12 protein-coding genes and 1 pseudogene are annotated in these 14,154 nt (G+C 75.6%); 6 read left to right on the forward strand and 7 right to left on the reverse strand.

All coding sequences use genetic code 11. The features are described 5' to 3' along the window. Window positions 1–183 precede the first annotated feature (183 nt). On the reverse strand, window positions 184–654 hold the full coding sequence (locus tag VE546_RS16315; RefSeq protein WP_324922890.1) for a hypothetical protein: 471 nt from the start codon (window positions 652–654) through the stop codon (window positions 184–186). A 654-nt stretch (window positions 655–1,308) separates the two neighbouring features. Between VE546_RS16315 and hypE the strand changes: the two are divergent. Both hypE and VE546_RS16325 read left to right on the forward strand, forming a co-directional pair. Then, a pseudogene (gene hypE / locus VE546_RS16320) lies at window positions 1,309–2,284 on the forward strand (hydrogenase expression/formation protein HypE). 143 nt (window positions 2,285–2,427) lie between these two features. After that, entirely contained in the window at window positions 2,428–3,261 is an 834-nt protein-coding gene (locus VE546_RS16325) for an alpha/beta hydrolase (protein WP_324922892.1), read from the forward strand. 78 nt (window positions 3,262–3,339) lie between these two features. Here VE546_RS16325 and VE546_RS16330 read toward each other — a convergent pair whose 3' ends face one another. Beyond that, window positions 3,340–3,972 carry a DUF4360 domain-containing protein gene (locus VE546_RS16330; protein WP_324922894.1) on the reverse strand — a complete coding sequence of 211 codons (633 nt, stop codon included), beginning with the start codon at window positions 3,970–3,972 and terminating at the stop codon, window positions 3,340–3,342. A gap of 530 nt (window positions 3,973–4,502) precedes the next feature. Further along, window positions 4,503–5,489, reverse strand: a complete 987-nt coding sequence (locus tag VE546_RS16335) for a phosphotransferase family protein (protein ID WP_414720501.1) — start codon at window positions 5,487–5,489, stop codon at window positions 4,503–4,505. A gap of 455 nt (window positions 5,490–5,944) precedes the next feature. On the opposite strand from VE546_RS16335, the gene VE546_RS16340 reads away from it, so the two are divergent. The 4 genes from VE546_RS16340 (at window position 5,945) to VE546_RS16355 (ending at window position 9,438) form a co-directional block, all read left to right on the forward strand. Beyond that, entirely contained in the window at window positions 5,945–7,306 is a 1,362-nt protein-coding gene (locus VE546_RS16340; RefSeq protein ID WP_324922896.1) for a S8 family serine peptidase, read from the forward strand. Beyond that, window positions 7,303–7,542 carry a hypothetical protein gene (locus VE546_RS16345; RefSeq protein WP_324922897.1) on the forward strand — a complete coding sequence of 80 codons (240 nt, stop codon included), beginning with the start codon at window positions 7,303–7,305 and terminating at the stop codon, window positions 7,540–7,542. Before VE546_RS16340 ends, VE546_RS16345 begins: the two co-directional genes overlap by 4 nt. Before the next feature lie 82 nt (window positions 7,543–7,624). Further along, entirely contained in the window at window positions 7,625–8,074 is a 450-nt protein-coding gene (locus VE546_RS16350; protein WP_324922899.1) for an SRPBCC family protein, read from the forward strand. A 179-nt stretch (window positions 8,075–8,253) separates the two neighbouring features. Beyond that, window positions 8,254–9,438 (forward strand): PHB depolymerase family esterase, encoded by a 1,185-nt coding sequence (locus tag VE546_RS16355; protein ID WP_324922901.1) that lies wholly within the window; start codon window positions 8,254–8,256, stop codon window positions 9,436–9,438. Window positions 9,439–9,457: 19 nt separating this feature from the next. Here VE546_RS16355 and VE546_RS16360 read toward each other — a convergent pair whose 3' ends face one another. The 4 genes from VE546_RS16360 to VE546_RS16375 form a co-directional block, all read right to left on the reverse strand. Further along, window positions 9,458–11,302: an ABC transporter ATP-binding protein gene (locus VE546_RS16360; protein WP_414720500.1), complete on the reverse strand. Its 1,845-nt coding sequence runs from the start codon at window positions 11,300–11,302 to the stop codon at window positions 9,458–9,460. 4 nt (window positions 11,303–11,306) lie between these two features. Then, window positions 11,307–11,786, reverse strand: coding sequence for a lasso peptide biosynthesis B2 protein (locus VE546_RS16365; protein ID WP_324922905.1), 480 nt, complete (start codon window positions 11,784–11,786; stop codon window positions 11,307–11,309). A 99-nt stretch (window positions 11,787–11,885) separates the two neighbouring features. Beyond that, the gene (locus VE546_RS16370) at window positions 11,886–12,143 is read right to left on the reverse strand and encodes a lasso peptide biosynthesis PqqD family chaperone (RefSeq protein WP_324922907.1); all 258 of its coding nucleotides are present in this window, start codon (window positions 12,141–12,143) and stop codon (window positions 11,886–11,888) included. 68 nt (window positions 12,144–12,211) lie between these two features. Then, window positions 12,212–14,056 (reverse strand): lasso peptide isopeptide bond-forming cyclase, encoded by a 1,845-nt coding sequence (locus VE546_RS16375; protein WP_324922909.1) that lies wholly within the window; start codon window positions 14,054–14,056, stop codon window positions 12,212–12,214. Window positions 14,057–14,154: the final 98 nt, after the last annotated feature.

Here is a 14,154-nt window from a genome sequence, read left to right on the forward strand (position 1 = left end):
GGGTCGCGGCGCCGGGGGTTGATGCCGGTGGACCGGCGGGCCGTGGAGCGGTCGTCGGGCAGGTGCCCGGGGGACTTCCGGTAGGAACCCTTCTTGTTGCCCTGCCGGACACCCCTGACGTGGGCCGTCCTGTCGGTCCGCACGTCGGGCCTGCCTACCGTGATGCCGGCCATGGCGCCTCCTTCATGTTCCGGGGCGGGAGTCGGTGAGGAGCGGGAGCGGGTCGGTGGGGAGCCGGTCGCCGGTCCGGTCGGCCAGCAGCGCGTACGCCTTGTGCGCCAGTCGGTCGATCCACTGGTCGAGGGTGATCGGCTCGCCGGTCCCGGGGCCGTCGTCCAGCGAGGTCCGGTAGCCGTCCCCGTTGATGTTCTCGTCGGGGACGGAGCCCTCGACCACGAAGACGAACGGCTCCAGCCCGTCGTCGGCGGCCCGGTGGGGGGCGCGGGTGAAGTCCTCGCCGGTCTCGTGGGCGAGGACCTTGTTGTGCAGGTGGACCTCCGGCAGGCCGGGGATCGCGCCGAGGACGACGTCCTCCAGGCTCGGCAGCGTCGCGGCGGTGACCGAGGCCGTGTCACCGTCGCAGCTCATGCCCTCCGAGATCCACAGGACATGGACCTCGTCGATGCCGCTGGGGGCCGACGTGGCGGTGCTCATGGCGGCTTCCTTCCTGCTGCGGGGAGGAACGGGCCCCGGTCCGGTGCGGACAGCGGCCGGATCCCCTGGCCGCCGACCGCTCCACGAAGCGTGACATTTCCACCACATGACTACAACTCAAACGCGTCTCGCCGGGGGAGCGCCTCCGCCAGGTCTGGCCGGGGTGGACGACCAGGCAGGTGCGGGCGGACCGGACCTCCTCGGGGACGGCGGTCGTCGGCGTCGGGGCGACGATCAGCTCGGGATCGTGTCGCCGCACCGCCTCCCGCCAGTGGTCGCCCCCCGGGCGCGAGCTCCACGGCGACCGCGTGGCCGCGCTCCTCCAGCTCCCCAGCTCCGCCAGGACCCGCTGGGTCAGGTTGTTGCACGCGCTCGCCATGATCAGGATCCGCATCGGGCCTCCCGGGCCGCACCGTCGTCTGTGGGGCGTGATCCCGACCCACCGCGACCGCGGACCGGACCGTGACGCACTCACCTTCCTCCCGGGCCTGCGCCGCCTACCACCTGTACCGGTGCCTGGGCGGCCCCGCTCCGGGCCCCGCGCCGGCGGGGGAGGCGACCTCCGTCGGCTGACCTCACCGACCCGTACGCCGGCCCCCTCACCGGCCCGGACGCCGAGCCGGTGAGGGGGCCGACTGGTCCTGCCCGGTCCCGCTGCGCGACTGGTCATGGGACACGGCGGCGGCGCGCTCTCCGCCGAACCGGTGGAGCACCTCTTCGTCCCCGCCTACGGCAGCGAGACCCCGGCGGGCCTGCGCGACCCCGCCGAGGTGTCGCCGGGCGGCGCGCGGCCGGCGTTCTCCACCGGTTCCTGCGTGGTGCGGCCGCTGTTCTTCCCCGGCGGCACGGTCGACGACCTGGCCATGAGCGGCGCGAAGGCCGCGTACCTGTCGTGCGCCGTCATCATCGAAGGGAGGGCACCGGACTGCCGGTGGTCCGGCGGGTGGCGCGGGCGATCGGCACCGCCGCCGCGGCGGCGGACGTCACGGTCGTCACCGGCGACACCAAGGTGGTCGACGCGGGCCACGGCGACGGTGTCCCCGTCGACACCGCCGGCATCGGAGTGATCCCCCGAGGGCGTCGACATCCGCCCGCAGCGCGCCGTGCCCGGCGACGTGGTGATCGTCAGCGGTCCCACCGGGCTGCACGGGGTGGCCGTCATGAGCGTCCGCGAGGGGCTGGAGTCCGGGGTGGAGGTGTGCAGCGACACCGCCCCCCTGGGCGGCCTGGTGCAGGCGATGCTCGCGGTCACCCCGGACGTCCACGTGCTGCGCGACCCCACCCGCGGCGGACTGGCCGCCCGCTGAACGAGATCGCCGCCGCCTCCGGCGCCGGAGTCGTCCTGAACGAGCGCGACCTGCCCGTGCCGGAGGCCGTGGCGGGCGCCTGCGGCTTCCCCGGGCTCGACCCGCTGTACGTGGCCAACGAGGGCCGACTGGTCGCCTTCGTCCCCCGCGGGCACGCCGACGCCGTCCTCGCGGCGATGCGCGCCCACCTCCAGGGCGTGGAGGCCGCCGTGATCGGCGAGTGCACGGCGGACCACCCGGGCATGGCGGCGGCCCGTACGGGTCTCGGCGGCACCCGTGTGGTGGATCTGCCGCTGGGCGAACAACTGCCCCGCATCTGCTGATCCGGACCCGCCGCGGTTCCGCCGGGGTTCTCTTCGACGAGCGCCCGGGCCGGGTTCGCGGAAGCATGGGGAAGTGACTGCCCGCCACCGGGCAACGGCAGCGGACGCTCCGTGCCGCCATCGCGAACACAAGGGGACCGAAGATGCCCTTCGTCACCGTCGGCCAGGAGAACGGCAACGACATCACCGTCTACTACGAGGACCACGGTTCCGGACAGCCGGTGGTCCTGATCCACGGCTACCCGCTGGACGGCCAGTCCTGGGAGAAGCAGCTCCCGGCCCTGCTGGCGGCGGGACACCGGGTCATCATGTACGACCGCCGCGGTTTCGGCCGTTCCAGCCGGCCCACCACCGGCTACGACTACGACACCTTCGTCGCCGACCTGGACGCCCTGCTGACCACCTTGGACCTGCGGGAGGCGGTGCTGGTCGGCTTCTCCATGGGCACCGGCGAGGTGGGCCGCTACCTGGGCACCCGCGGCTCGGAGCGCATCGCCAAGGCCGCCTTCCTGGCCTCCCTGGAGCCCTTCCTGCTCAAGACCGACGACAACCCCGCCGGGGTGGACGGCAGCGTCTTCGAGAACATCACCGAGGCGGTGACGCGGGACCGCTACGCCTACTTCACCGCCTTCTACAACGACTTCTACAACACCGACGAGAACCTCGGCTCGCGGATCAGCGAGGAGGTGTTCCGGGCGAGCTGGAACACCGCGGCGGGCGCCTCCCCCTACGCCTCCGTGGCCTGCGTGGCGACCTGGACCACCGACTTCCGCGCCGACGTCTCCCGGATCGACGTGCCCGCGCTCATCGTGCACGGCACCGCCGACCGCATCCTGCCCATCGACTCCACCGGCCGCCCCTTCCACCAGGCGCTGCCCCAGGCCGACTACACCGAGATCGACGGCGCCCCGCACGGCATGCTGTGGACCCACGCCCAGGAGGTCAACGAGGCCCTCCTGGCCTTCCTCGCCAAATGACCCCCGCACCGCCCGGCGCCGGCCGGGCCCTCGGGGCCCGGCCGGCGGGCGGTTCCGGAGAGCGCCGCCCGAACCGGGTCAGCACCTCCTCCAGGTGATCTTGTAGGAGCTGCTCGACGTGCTCGTCGAGCGCATCGCCATGAAGCTGACGGAGTTCTCCGGCGAGGTGCCGGCGTCCACGCGCAGCGACGTGTTGATGTTGAGGTTCCGCTGCTCGCCGCACGGCGCCCAGACCTGCCGGTCCACGGCACTGTCCGTGGTGCGCCAGGAACCCTGGTAGGGGCCGGTGAACTCGTGGGACGCGGTTCCGGTCTCGGCCGAGCCCTGGAAGTAGTAGTCCGTCCGCTGGGTGGCGCCGGCTCCCCGCTGCAGGAGGCCGTAACCGCGGTGCTCCACGCCGGAGATGCTGTAGGTGTAACCGGCGGGGACGTCGATCCGCAGGTTGAGCTGGCAGTTCTTGCGGAAGTCGGTCGGTCCGGCCGCCATGCCCACCTGGACGAGGTACTCGTCGTAGGTCACGGTGAAGGCGGTGTTGCCCGGCGACATGGCGACCGTGGCCGTGCCCGCCGGACATCCCGAGCCGTTGACGGTCACGACGTTGATCTCCGCTGCTTCGGGCGGCGCCTCGGCCGCCGCGGGCGCGCTCTGGGGGGACAGGAGCGAGGCGTATAACGCCGCGACCGCTCCGCCGGCTGCGAGGACACCAGGCATGGTTCTCCAATCGGTCGTACGGATTGACGAAGATCCCCGCGCCGCCCCGGCGGGGTGTGAACGTGTCGGACCGCGGCCGTCGGCTCTTCTCCAGCTCCGTTCGCCGCACACGGCCTTCCGGAGTCCGGCCGTACGCCGACCTGCCCGCGGGGAGTCACGCCCGCGACGGCTCCGCCCGGGAGGGAGGCCGTTCCGCGCGGGGGCGGCCGGGGTGTGGTGCTACGGCTGTGCGCGGAGGCCGTCGCACCGCACGGTGCGGGCCGACCTCCGCGCCCTGGGTGTGGGAGCGCTCCCATCGTAGGGGCGCGCACCCAGCCCCGGAAGGCGCAAACCGGCCTTCCCGACCGGAGCGGCGGCGGGGGAGAATACGCGGTCGGCCGGGATTCCGGCCGGAGATGACGCGTTCCGCAACCCGGGACCCGGGAGCCGGTCCGTGCGCATGACCGGGTGTCACGTGCGGGCGCGGCATGCCCGGTGGCGCGAAAGGTGCGCCGTCGCGGCGGTGCCGCCGGGGTGCCGCCGAGGCGCTGTCACCCGGGGGCCGGGCCGCCGGAGGCGCCGGCGGCGTCCAGGACGTCCAGAGCCGCTTCGAGCCGCGGTGCCACCCGGCGGCGCAGCCAGGCGCGCTGCCCGGCCGTACCGCGGCGCGGTTCGACCTCCACCAGCATGATCAGGTACAGGTAGCAGCGGTACAGCGCCAGCCGCGTCCGGGCCGCGGCGTCGAAGTCCGTGCGGCCGCCGCCGGCCGCGTACCCCGCCAGGAACGCCGGATCGTCCTCGATGTCCCCCAACAGGGCCAGGGAGGCGAAGTCCGCCAGCGGATCCCCCCAGAACATCCGCTCGCCGTCGACGAGGCCGCCGATGCCGCGGGCGCCCGGCGCACCGGTCAGCAGCACGTTCCCCTCCCACAGGTCGAAGTGGACCAGGACGGGTTCGGTGACCTCCTCCAGCGCCGGGCACGCGGCGTGCACGAGCCGCCGGATCCGGGCCACCGGCCGGGGCAGCCAGGCGGCGTACCGCCCGGCGTCGTCGAGCACGGCGTCCAGCATGGCCGTGAAGGCCGGCCGCCAGGCCGGGGCGAGGGGCGCCACCGACGCGGCCGGGTAGCCGAAGGCCGGTCCGGAGACGGTGTGCAGCCGGGCCACCAGGCGGCCCAGCTCCGCGCGCAGCCGGGCCCGTTCGCCGGGTGCCGGCTCCTCCGCGGCGGCGTGCCAGGAGGTGCCGGGGCAGTCGGTCATCAGCAGGAACGGCCCGGTGCCGGCGGTGCCGTCGCAGGCGGCGTGCACCACCCGGGGCGCCGGCACGCCCGCCCGTGCGGCCGCCCGGAGGAAGGTCTCCTCGCCGTGCAGGAGGCCCCGTTCGTACTGCAGGCCCCGGGCTGTGGCGGGCGGCGGGACCTTCAGCACCAGCCGACTGCCGTCGGCCCGCACGATCCGGTGGAGGGTGTTGTACGTCCCGCCGGGCAGCGGCTCGCCGCGCACGGTCTCGCCGGCCGGAATCCCCGCCGCCGCCAGCATCCGCCGGACCTCGTCCACGAGCACCGCCTCCCCCGGGGAACCGGACGTGGCCCCGGGCGTGCGCACTGACGGTCCCGGCCCCCCTCGCCCCCGTCCCCGGGGAGCGCCTCCGGATTATCGGGGCGCGGACGTCCCCTGTCACCCCTCACCCGGACGGCGTAATCGGGGGAGGGGAACCCGCTCCGGCACGGGGGCCGCGGGCGGGGCGGTGGGCGCGGTCCCAGGGCCGCCGTCACCCCATCGGACGCGCCGGACGGGCCGGTCGGGGCGCGCCCCGGCGGTCCGCCGATCCGGTTGCAGGAGGTCATGGGCGGCGTGACGGTGAGGAGAGCACCGACCGGGGGGAGGGCGGGCCGTCGCCGACCGCGCGGCGGCAGGCCGCCGGTGATCGGTCCGGACGGCTTCCGTGGCCGGTGTGTCCACCATCCCTACGGGAGACGCGAAGCGGAGCAACCATGAGTCCTGAAGCAATGAACGGCTACGGGCGTCACGAGAACGTGGAGTTCGCCGACGCGGGCATCGCCAAGCGCCCCGACGAGTACACCGACCGGTTCCTCGTCCTCCTGGCCCCCGACTCCCAGGAACAGGGGATGTCGGCCCTGCGGTCCGCGGCGGGCATCGCCTCGCCCGAACGAATACGCTCCCGGGAGGCCCAGCACGCGATGGAGGCCCTGGGCCGGAACGGGACCGTGCTGTTCGAGGAACTCGGGATCGGTGTCGTCGAGGCCGCGCCCGACCAGCGCCAGGCCCTGATGACGGCCGCCCGGGGGAGTTCCGCGGTCGTCGCCATGGAACGGGAGCGGATGGTGTACGCCTCCCAGCTCACCACCACCGCGGCGGAGACCGCGACGGCCGACTACCTGCGCGGCTACCAGGACGGGGTCGAGGAACTCGTCGGCCACGCGCTGGAGCGCCTCGACACGGCCACCATGCGGGAGGCCCGGGCGGCGGCGGTCTTCGACGAGACCCAGGCGACCTGGGGCCTGCAGGCGACCCGGGTCACGGAGTCCGCGTTCACCGGGCAGGGAGTGCGGATCTCGGTCCTGGACACGGGCGTGGACATGGACCACCCCGACCTGGCCGGCCGCTTCGGAGCGAAGCCGCTCTCCCTCGTGCAGGGCCAGAGCGCGGAGGACGGCCACGGTCACGGCACCCACTGCATCGGTACGGCCTGCGGCCCCAGGACGCCCCAGTCGCTGCCCCGCTACGGCGTGGCCTGCGACGCGGAGATCTACGCCGGCAAGGTGCTGAGCAACGAGGGCAGCGGCACCGACGCCCAGATCCTGGCGGGCATCAGCTGGGCGTTCGGAGCGGGCTGCCGGGTCATCTCCATGTCGCTGGGCGCCCCGGTGCGCCCGGGCGAGAAGCACTCGGTGGTGTTCGAGCACCTCGCGCGCCAGCTCATGCAGTCCGGGACGCTGATCGTGGCCGCGGCGGGCAACGACAGCAGGCGCCCGGGCCGGACCGAACCCGTGTCGCACCCGGCGAACTGCCCCTCGATCCTCGCCGTCGCCGCGCTCGACAGGAACCTCGAGCCCGCGTTCTTCTCCAACGCCGGCATCAACCCCGAGGGCGGCCAGATCGACATCGCCGCGCCCGGCGTCGACGTCCTCTCGGTGTGGCCCCACCCGCCCGGCCACGAGCGGCTGAAGGGCACGAGCATGGCCACCCCGCACGTCGCCGGCGTCATCGGCCTGCTCGCCCAGGCGAACCCCGAGGCGTCCGCCGCCGAGCTGAAGTCGCTCCTGCTCGCCCAGGCCCGCCGCCTGCCGGTGCCGGCCGTGGACGTGGGAGCCGGTCTGCTGCAGGCGCCGTGAACGCGGTGCCGCCCGTGCCGGTCGTCGTGGCGGTCGACCCGCAGCGCTTCGCCGAGGTGGTCCAGGCCCTCCGGCAGGCGGGCATGGAGGTGGAGGCGGAGCACTCCGCCATCGGCTCGGTCACGGGGAGGGTCCCGGAGCACCGGCTGCCGGCCCTCCAGGCGGTCGACGGCGTCGTGGCGGTCGAACGCGAACGCGGCTACCGGATACCGCCGCCGGAGTCGCCGATCCAGTAGCGCCCGCGCCGCACGCCCCGACCCGCCGGGATGCCCGGCGGGTCGGTCGGCGCCGCGGGCGCGGGCCGCCTACGGTCGGGCCATGGCCCGCATCCTGATCGAACGCCGGACACCGCTGCCCGCCGGGGAGGCGTGGCGCCGGCTGACGTCCTGGGAACACCACGCGCGGCACGTGCCGTTCACGACGGTCACGGTCACCACCCCGCCGCCGACCCGGGTGGGCACGCGCTTCACGGCGCGCACGGGCGTCGGCCGTGCCGCGTTCGACGACCCCATGGAGGTCGTGCGCTGGGAACCGCCCGCCCGGGACCGCCCCGGGCGCTGCCGCCTGGAGAAGCGGGGGAGCACCGTCCTCGGCTGGGCCGAGCTGGAGGTGACCGGCCGGGGGGCCGGGTCGCTGGTGGTGTGGCGCGAGGAGGTGCGGGTGCGGGGGCTGCCGCGGCTGCTGGAGCCGCCCACGGCGTGGGCGGGTCGCCTGCTGTTCGGCCGCGTGCTCGCGGGACTGCTCGCGGAGTCCCGGACCGGGCCCTGACCGGCGCTCCCCGGCCGCCGGGCGGACCGGGGCCGCGCGCCCGCGGCCCGTACGGCAATGTGGGACGACGCCACCGGCGCGGGAACGGCCCTGTGCCTCCGGCACGTTCGGGCGATCCGTGTCACGGCCTACGGTGCGGACGTCTCCATTGTCAGGTCCCTTTCAGAAGGAAGGACCCCATGAGAGCCGCGACTCTTCTGCGCCGGGCCGGCGTGCTGCTGGGCACGCTCGCACTGGCGCTCACCGGACTGTCCGCCGGCCCGGCGACCGCCGCCGCCTTCGAACGCGTCACGGGCTTCGGCTCCAACCCGGGCGCACTGACCATGTACCGCTACGTTCCCGACGGCCTGCCCGCCGGCGCCCCCGTCGTCCTCGTCCTGCACGGCTGCACCCAGGACGCGCCCGGCTTCGCGACGGGCTCCGGCTGGCGCGCGTACGCCGACGCGCGCGGTTTCGCGCTCGTCGCCGCGCAGCAGGAGACGGCCAACAACGGCTCCCGCTGCTTCAACTGGTTCCAGAGCGGCGACACCACGCGCGGGCAGGGCGAGGTGCTGTCGCTGCGCCAGATGGTCGCGCACACCGTGGACGCGGTGGACGCCGACCCGTCCCGGGTGTACGTCGCCGGGTTCTCCGGCGGCGGCGCGATGGCCGCGAGCCTGCTGGCCGCCTATCCGGACGTGTTCGCCGGCGGCGCGGTCCTGGCCGGCGTCCCGCACGGCTGCGCCACCAGCCTGGTCCAGGCGTTCGGCTGCATGAACCCCGGCACCTCGAAGACCGCCGCCCAGTGGGGCGACCTCGTCCGGGCCCAGAACCGGGGGTACGGCGGCCCGTGGCCCACCGTCTCCGTCTGGCACGGCACCTCCGACACCACGGTCGTCCCGACCAACGCCACCGAACTGGTGAAGCAGTGGACGAACGTGCACGGCGCGGACGCCGTCCCGGACGGCTCGGCCGCGCTGCCGGGCGGGGTGACGCGGACGGTGTACGAGAGCCCCGGCGGCGCGGTGGTGCGGGAGTACCGCGCCTCGGGGATGGGGCACGCCGTCCCGGTCCGGCCGTCGGAGGGCTGCGGCACCACAGGCGCGTACGCCGTGGACGTGCTGTGCTCGACGGCGCACATCACGGCCGACTGGGGTCTGGGCGGCGCCGTTCCGGGCCCGGGGGACCCCGGCGACCCGGGAACGCCCCCCTGCGTCACCGCGAGCAATTACGCCCACGTCCAGGCGGGCCGCGCCACCGTCCGCTCCGGCCACACCTACGCGGTCGGCTCCGGCGACGCGCTCGGGTTGTGGAACACCTACACCGTCACCTCCCTCGCCGAGACCGGCCCCGGCTGGTACGAGCGGGTGGCGGCCTGCGGCTGAGCCGCTCCGGCGGGCGCGGTCACGCGGCCGTCCCCGGGGAAGGGGGCAGGAACTGGGTGGCCGCCAGCTCGCGGTAGAGGGAGTCGGCGGCCAGCAGCTCGGCATGGGTGCCCACCGCCCGTACCCTCCCGTCCTCCATGACCACGATCCGGTCGGCCGTGGTCACGGTGGACAGGCGGTGGGCCACCACCAGCACGGTCGTGCTCCGGGCGGCCTCGACGACGGTCTCCCGCAGCGCGGCCTCGTTGGCCGCGTCCAGGTGCGCGGTGGCCTCGTCCAGCAGCAGCAGCCGGGGCTCGCGCAGCAGGGCGCGGGCGATGGCGATGCGCTGCCGCTCACCCCCGGAGAGCCGGTCGCCCCGGTGGCCGACGGGGGTGTCCAGACCGTGCGGCAGCCGGGCGGCGAGGCCGTCCAGGCGGGTACGGCGCAGCACGTCGCCGATCTGCCGCGCGGTGGCGTCCGGGGCGCCGAACAGCAGGTTCTCGCGGAGGGTGCCGGCCAGGACGGGGGCGTCCTGCTCCACGTACCCGATGGCGGCGCGCAACTCGGCCAGCGGCCAGTCCCTCAGGTCCCGGCCGTCCAGCAGGATGCGGCCGGTGTCCGGTTCGTGGAAGCGCTCGATCAGGGAGAAGACGGTGGTCTTGCCCGCGCCCGAGGGGCCGACGAAGGCGGTCATGCCCCGGGCCGGGACGGTGAAGCTCACCCCGCGGTGCACGGGCGGCAGCCCGGCCCGGTAGGCGAAGCCGACTCGGTCGAAGACCACCGCGGCCGGGCCGGTCGTCCGGGTCCGGCCGGGCGCGTCCACCTGTTCCGCGGGCATCCGCTCCACCTCCCGGATGCGCGCGGCGGCGGCCGTGCCGGCCTGGAACCGGCCGACGCAGTCGACGAGTTGGTGCACGCGCGGGGCCAGGGAGAACAGGTAGAGGAGGAAGGCGACGAGGGTGGAGACGTCCGTCGCCCCCGAGGCCACCCGTGCGCCGCCCACGCCCAGCACCACCAGGAACGCCACCTGCACGGCCACGCTGCCGGCGGTGGCGGCGACGGCCTCCCAGCCGGCGGCACGGACACCGGCCCGGCGGGCGTCGTCGGCCGCCCGGTGCAGCCGGGCGGTCTCCTGCCGCTCCGCGCCGGACGCCTTGACGGTGCGGAAGGCGCCGAGGACGCGTTCGAGCGCGGCGCCCATGGCGCCGACCGCCTCCTGCGCCTGCCGGGTCGCGCGGCCGATCCGCGGCGCGGCGGCCGCCACGGCGGCGGCGACGAGTCCGAGCGCGCCGAGGGTGACGCCGAGCAGCACCGGGTCCAGCAGGCCCATCATGACGACGGTCGCGACCAGGGCCAGCGAGCCGACGACGGCCGAGGCCACCGACTGGGTGGCGACCTGGCGCAGCACGGTGGTGTCGGACGTGGCGCGGGAGATGAGGTCACCGGGTTCGGCGCGCTCCACCGCCGGCACCCGCAGCCGCAGCAGGCGCGCGGTGAGCCGCCGGCGGGCGGTGTGCACCACGGCCTCCGCGGTCCGCTCCAGGACGTACTGCCCCGCCGCGGCCAGCACGGCCCCGGCCAGCACCAGCCCGCCGAGCAGCAGGATCCAGCCGACCGCCGGACGCCCCCCGCCCAGGTCGTCCACCAGCCGCTTGGCGGCCAGCGGCTGGGCCAGGGCGAGCAGGCTGCCGAGCAGCCCCAGGAGCGTGCCGGTGAGGAGACCGGCGCGCTGGGGGCGCAGTTGGCCGATGAGCGCGCGGTGGCCGGACGGCTCCCCGCCGCCGCGGTCCCGCACCCGTTCCCGCACCCGCCGGAGCCGTCCCGCACCCGCCGGAGCCCGGGGCGCCGGCGGCGGGGGCGGCGCGTGCCCCGTCGCCGTCATGCCCTCACTCCGCGGCTCCCGCGGCTCCCGCGGCTCCCGCGGACCGTGCGGCCTCCGCGGCCCCTACGGCCTCCACGGCGAAGAAGCGCTGGTAGTAGTCGGCGGGGCAGCCCTCCCCCACGGGGACCCGCTCGGCCTCCACCCACGCGTGCGCGGCGAAGGGCGGCCTGGTGCGCACCCCCACGCACCAGGCGGGCCACTGGCCGCGCATGCGGCACAGCAGCACGGTGGCCAGGGAGCGCGGCAGGCAGCCGTACTGCCCGCCGCAGGACAGGCTCACCGCGGTCACCGTCTCGCGGGCCGCCGTCGCCTCCCGGAGGGTCGCCGGACGGGCGCCGCGCCGCAGCCACGTCAGTACGGCGCGGATGCGGCCCGGCGGCTGGGTGGCGAGCAGGTGGGCGCACCCCACGGCGAACCGCGCCGCCAGGCGGTGGGGCAGGGGGACGGAGCGGGGGTCGTAGGGAACCGCTTCGGGGGTCGACATCTCGTCCTCTTCTTCCTGTGTTCTGTGCCCTGTGCTCTGTGCCTGGTCCTCGTGGTCGTCGTGGTCCTCGTCCTCGGTCCTCGCGCCGTCCCCGCCGGGCTAGTCCGTGACGAGCCGGGCGCCGCGCAGCTCGTGGAGGATGCGGGTCACGTCCTGCTCGGCCTCCTCGGCGCCCACGTCGTACTCCTCGGTCAGGGCCGTCGCCGCCTGCCGGGCGGACCGGCCGTCCAGCAGCGCCCTGAGCACGGCGGCCGCGGTGGGGTTGAGGGTCCAGTACTCGCCGCTCCGCTGGTCGAGCAGGGCCGTTCCGTACTCGGTGTCGGTCATCAGCACGCCGGACCGCAGGGTGATTGCCATGGGCAGCCTTCCGTTCGTTCGCGTCGGTTTCGCGTCGTTCTCGTCGGTCGGGGACGTCCCGTGCCGTGTCAGGAGGTCGTCCGGGACGGTGCGGCCTCGCGGGACCGCAGCCACACCTCGCAGGCCACGGTCGGGTGCAGCAGGTCGCTCTCCAGGTCCGCCGACAGCGGGCGGGCGCACCACTCCCGCAGCAGGGGGACGTCGACCAGGCCCAGTTGTCCCAGGCGGGACTCCTCGCACAGGGCCAGCAGCCGGTCGCGGTGGCGGCGCAGGCCCACCTCCCCCTCCAGGGTGGCGTTGGCCTTGGTGGACCGCGTACGGCTCTCCTCGGGCACGATGCCGCGCATGGCCTCCACGACCAGCGGCTTGTAGCGGTAGGGCGTGATCCGCTCCCACGGCCGTACCGCCAGGCAGGCCTCGACGACCCGGTCGTCGTGGTAGGGCGCCGAGCAGACCACCCCCAGCGGCACGGACGCCTGGTTGATGTACCGGGCGAACCGCGAGGTGAGGTCCATGGTGGCCAGCTCCCGGTGCGTCCCGTGGCCCAGGCCCGGCGCCAGCGGCTCGGCGTCGGGCGCCTCGGCGAGGATCAGCTCGCGCACCGCGTCGACGGCGTCGGGCGTCGCCCACGGCGGCAGCCGGGGCGGCACGCACCACTCCAGCAGCGGATCCCGCACCTCCGTCTGCGGCCGTCGCAGGTCCGCCGCGACCCCCGTCAGCCAGGCCCCGTAGCTCCGCCGGTCGAGCAACTGGCGCAGCACCCGGCGGCGGGACCACCCGTACTTGGCGATGTAGCCCCGCAGCCGGTGCAGGGCCGCCGCCGGGCGGGCGCGGACCATCGTGTGCAGGTGCGCCGCGGAGCCCCAGAGCAGCTCGTCGCCGCCCAGGCCGGTCAGGTGGAGGGTGGAGCCCCGGGCGGCGGCCAGCTCCAGCAGGCTCATCCGACGGTTGCGGTCGACGGTCATCAGGCAGGGGGCGTCGAGGTGGTCGCCGGGCGCGCCGAGGCCGTCGTACGTCAGGGGCACCCGCTCGGCCGGGATCAGGTGGTGCTCGACGTTCCCCAGGGCCGCCACCGTCCGGCGGGCCCAGTGCACGTCGTCGCCGAGCGGGTCGCGGGTCGCCGCGGTGTACGCGACCACCCGGGCGGTTCCGCGGGCCGCGACGCAGCAGACGGCGGTGGAGTCCAGCCCGCCGAGGTCCGCCGTCACCAGGGGGCGCCCCCGCGTGCGGACGCCGACGGCGGCGGTCAGCGCCTCCGCCAACGCCGTGGCGCCCTCCGCCAGGGGCACGACCGGATCCGGCGGGCTCCACCGGCGGACGCGGCGCGACCGGCCGTCGGGGGCGAGGAGCAGCCAGTGGTCGCCGGGCAGGCGCTCCACCCCGTGCCAGAGGGGGTGCCCGGACAGCGGGTGCAGCAGGCCCGTGGTCAGCAGTTCCACGGCCAGGCGGCGTTCGTCCAGCTCCTTGCCCAGGAGGTCCGCCACCACGTCCGCGCGGTCGCCGGCCACCGTCACCGGGCCGGTGCGGCCGAGGAAGACGCGCCGCACCCCGGTCACGGTGCCCTGCACCCGGACCTGTCCGGCCACGCTCGCCACCAGGTGGAAGCTGCCGGGCCACGCCGCGGCGAACCGGCCGAGCGCGGCGGCGGAGCCCCGCGCGTTCGCCGCGGCGCGCTCGGCCTCCCCGGCGGTGACCCGGTGCTCGCCGAGCACCGCCACGCGGGTGTCGGCGCAGTCCCCGACGGTCAGTGCCTCCGGCGGCCAGCGGCCCAGCAGCCAGGGACGGCCGGAGGGGTGTGCGAGCTCCTGGGAGGCGTGGGGCCGGGCGCGCGCGCCGACGTCGGCGGCCGCGTCGCTGTCGGGAAGGACGACGAACCAGGTGGACGCGACGGAGGGGGAGAGGGGGTCACCCATGGAGGTACAACCTTTCGGTCACCGGTGCCCGGGACGAGGGGGCCGGGTGGCGGCTGGCCGCCACCCGGCCGTTCAGCCGGCCACCGGGCCGGCTGGTG

Source organism: Streptomyces sp., assembly GCF_035644915.1.
Lineage (GTDB): Bacteria > Actinomycetota > Actinomycetes > Streptomycetales > Streptomycetaceae > Streptomyces.

Bases quoted from the DNA above. Each gene is read 5' to 3' on its own strand.
- VE546_RS16365 (WP_324922905.1), bottom strand. From the start codon at position 11,786: ATGTCGACCCCCGAAGCGGTTCCCTACGACCCCCGCTCCGTCCCCCTG.
- VE546_RS16375 (WP_324922909.1), bottom strand. From the start codon at position 14,056: ATGGGTGACCCCCTCTCCCCCTCCGTCGCGTCCACCTGGTTCGTCGTC.
- VE546_RS16370 (WP_324922907.1), bottom strand. From the start codon at position 12,143: ATGGCAATCACCCTGCGGTCCGGCGTGCTGATGACCGACACCGAGTAC.
- VE546_RS16350 (WP_324922899.1), top strand. From the start codon at position 7,625: ATGGCCCGCATCCTGATCGAACGCCGGACACCGCTGCCCGCCGGGGAG.
- VE546_RS16330 (WP_324922894.1), bottom strand. From the start codon at position 3,972: ATGCCTGGTGTCCTCGCAGCCGGCGGAGCGGTCGCGGCGTTATACGCC.
- VE546_RS16360 (WP_414720500.1), bottom strand. From the start codon at position 11,302: ATGACGGCGACGGGGCACGCGCCGCCCCCGCCGCCGGCGCCCCGGGCT.
- VE546_RS16325 (WP_324922892.1), top strand. From the start codon at position 2,428: ATGCCCTTCGTCACCGTCGGCCAGGAGAACGGCAACGACATCACCGTC.
- VE546_RS16340 (WP_324922896.1), top strand. From the start codon at position 5,945: ATGAGTCCTGAAGCAATGAACGGCTACGGGCGTCACGAGAACGTGGAG.
- VE546_RS16335 (WP_414720501.1), bottom strand. From the start codon at position 5,489: ATGCTGGCGGCGGCGGGGATTCCGGCCGGCGAGACCGTGCGCGGCGAG.
- VE546_RS16315 (WP_324922890.1), bottom strand. From the start codon at position 654: ATGAGCACCGCCACGTCGGCCCCCAGCGGCATCGACGAGGTCCATGTC.
- VE546_RS16355 (WP_324922901.1), top strand. From the start codon at position 8,254: ATGAGAGCCGCGACTCTTCTGCGCCGGGCCGGCGTGCTGCTGGGCACG.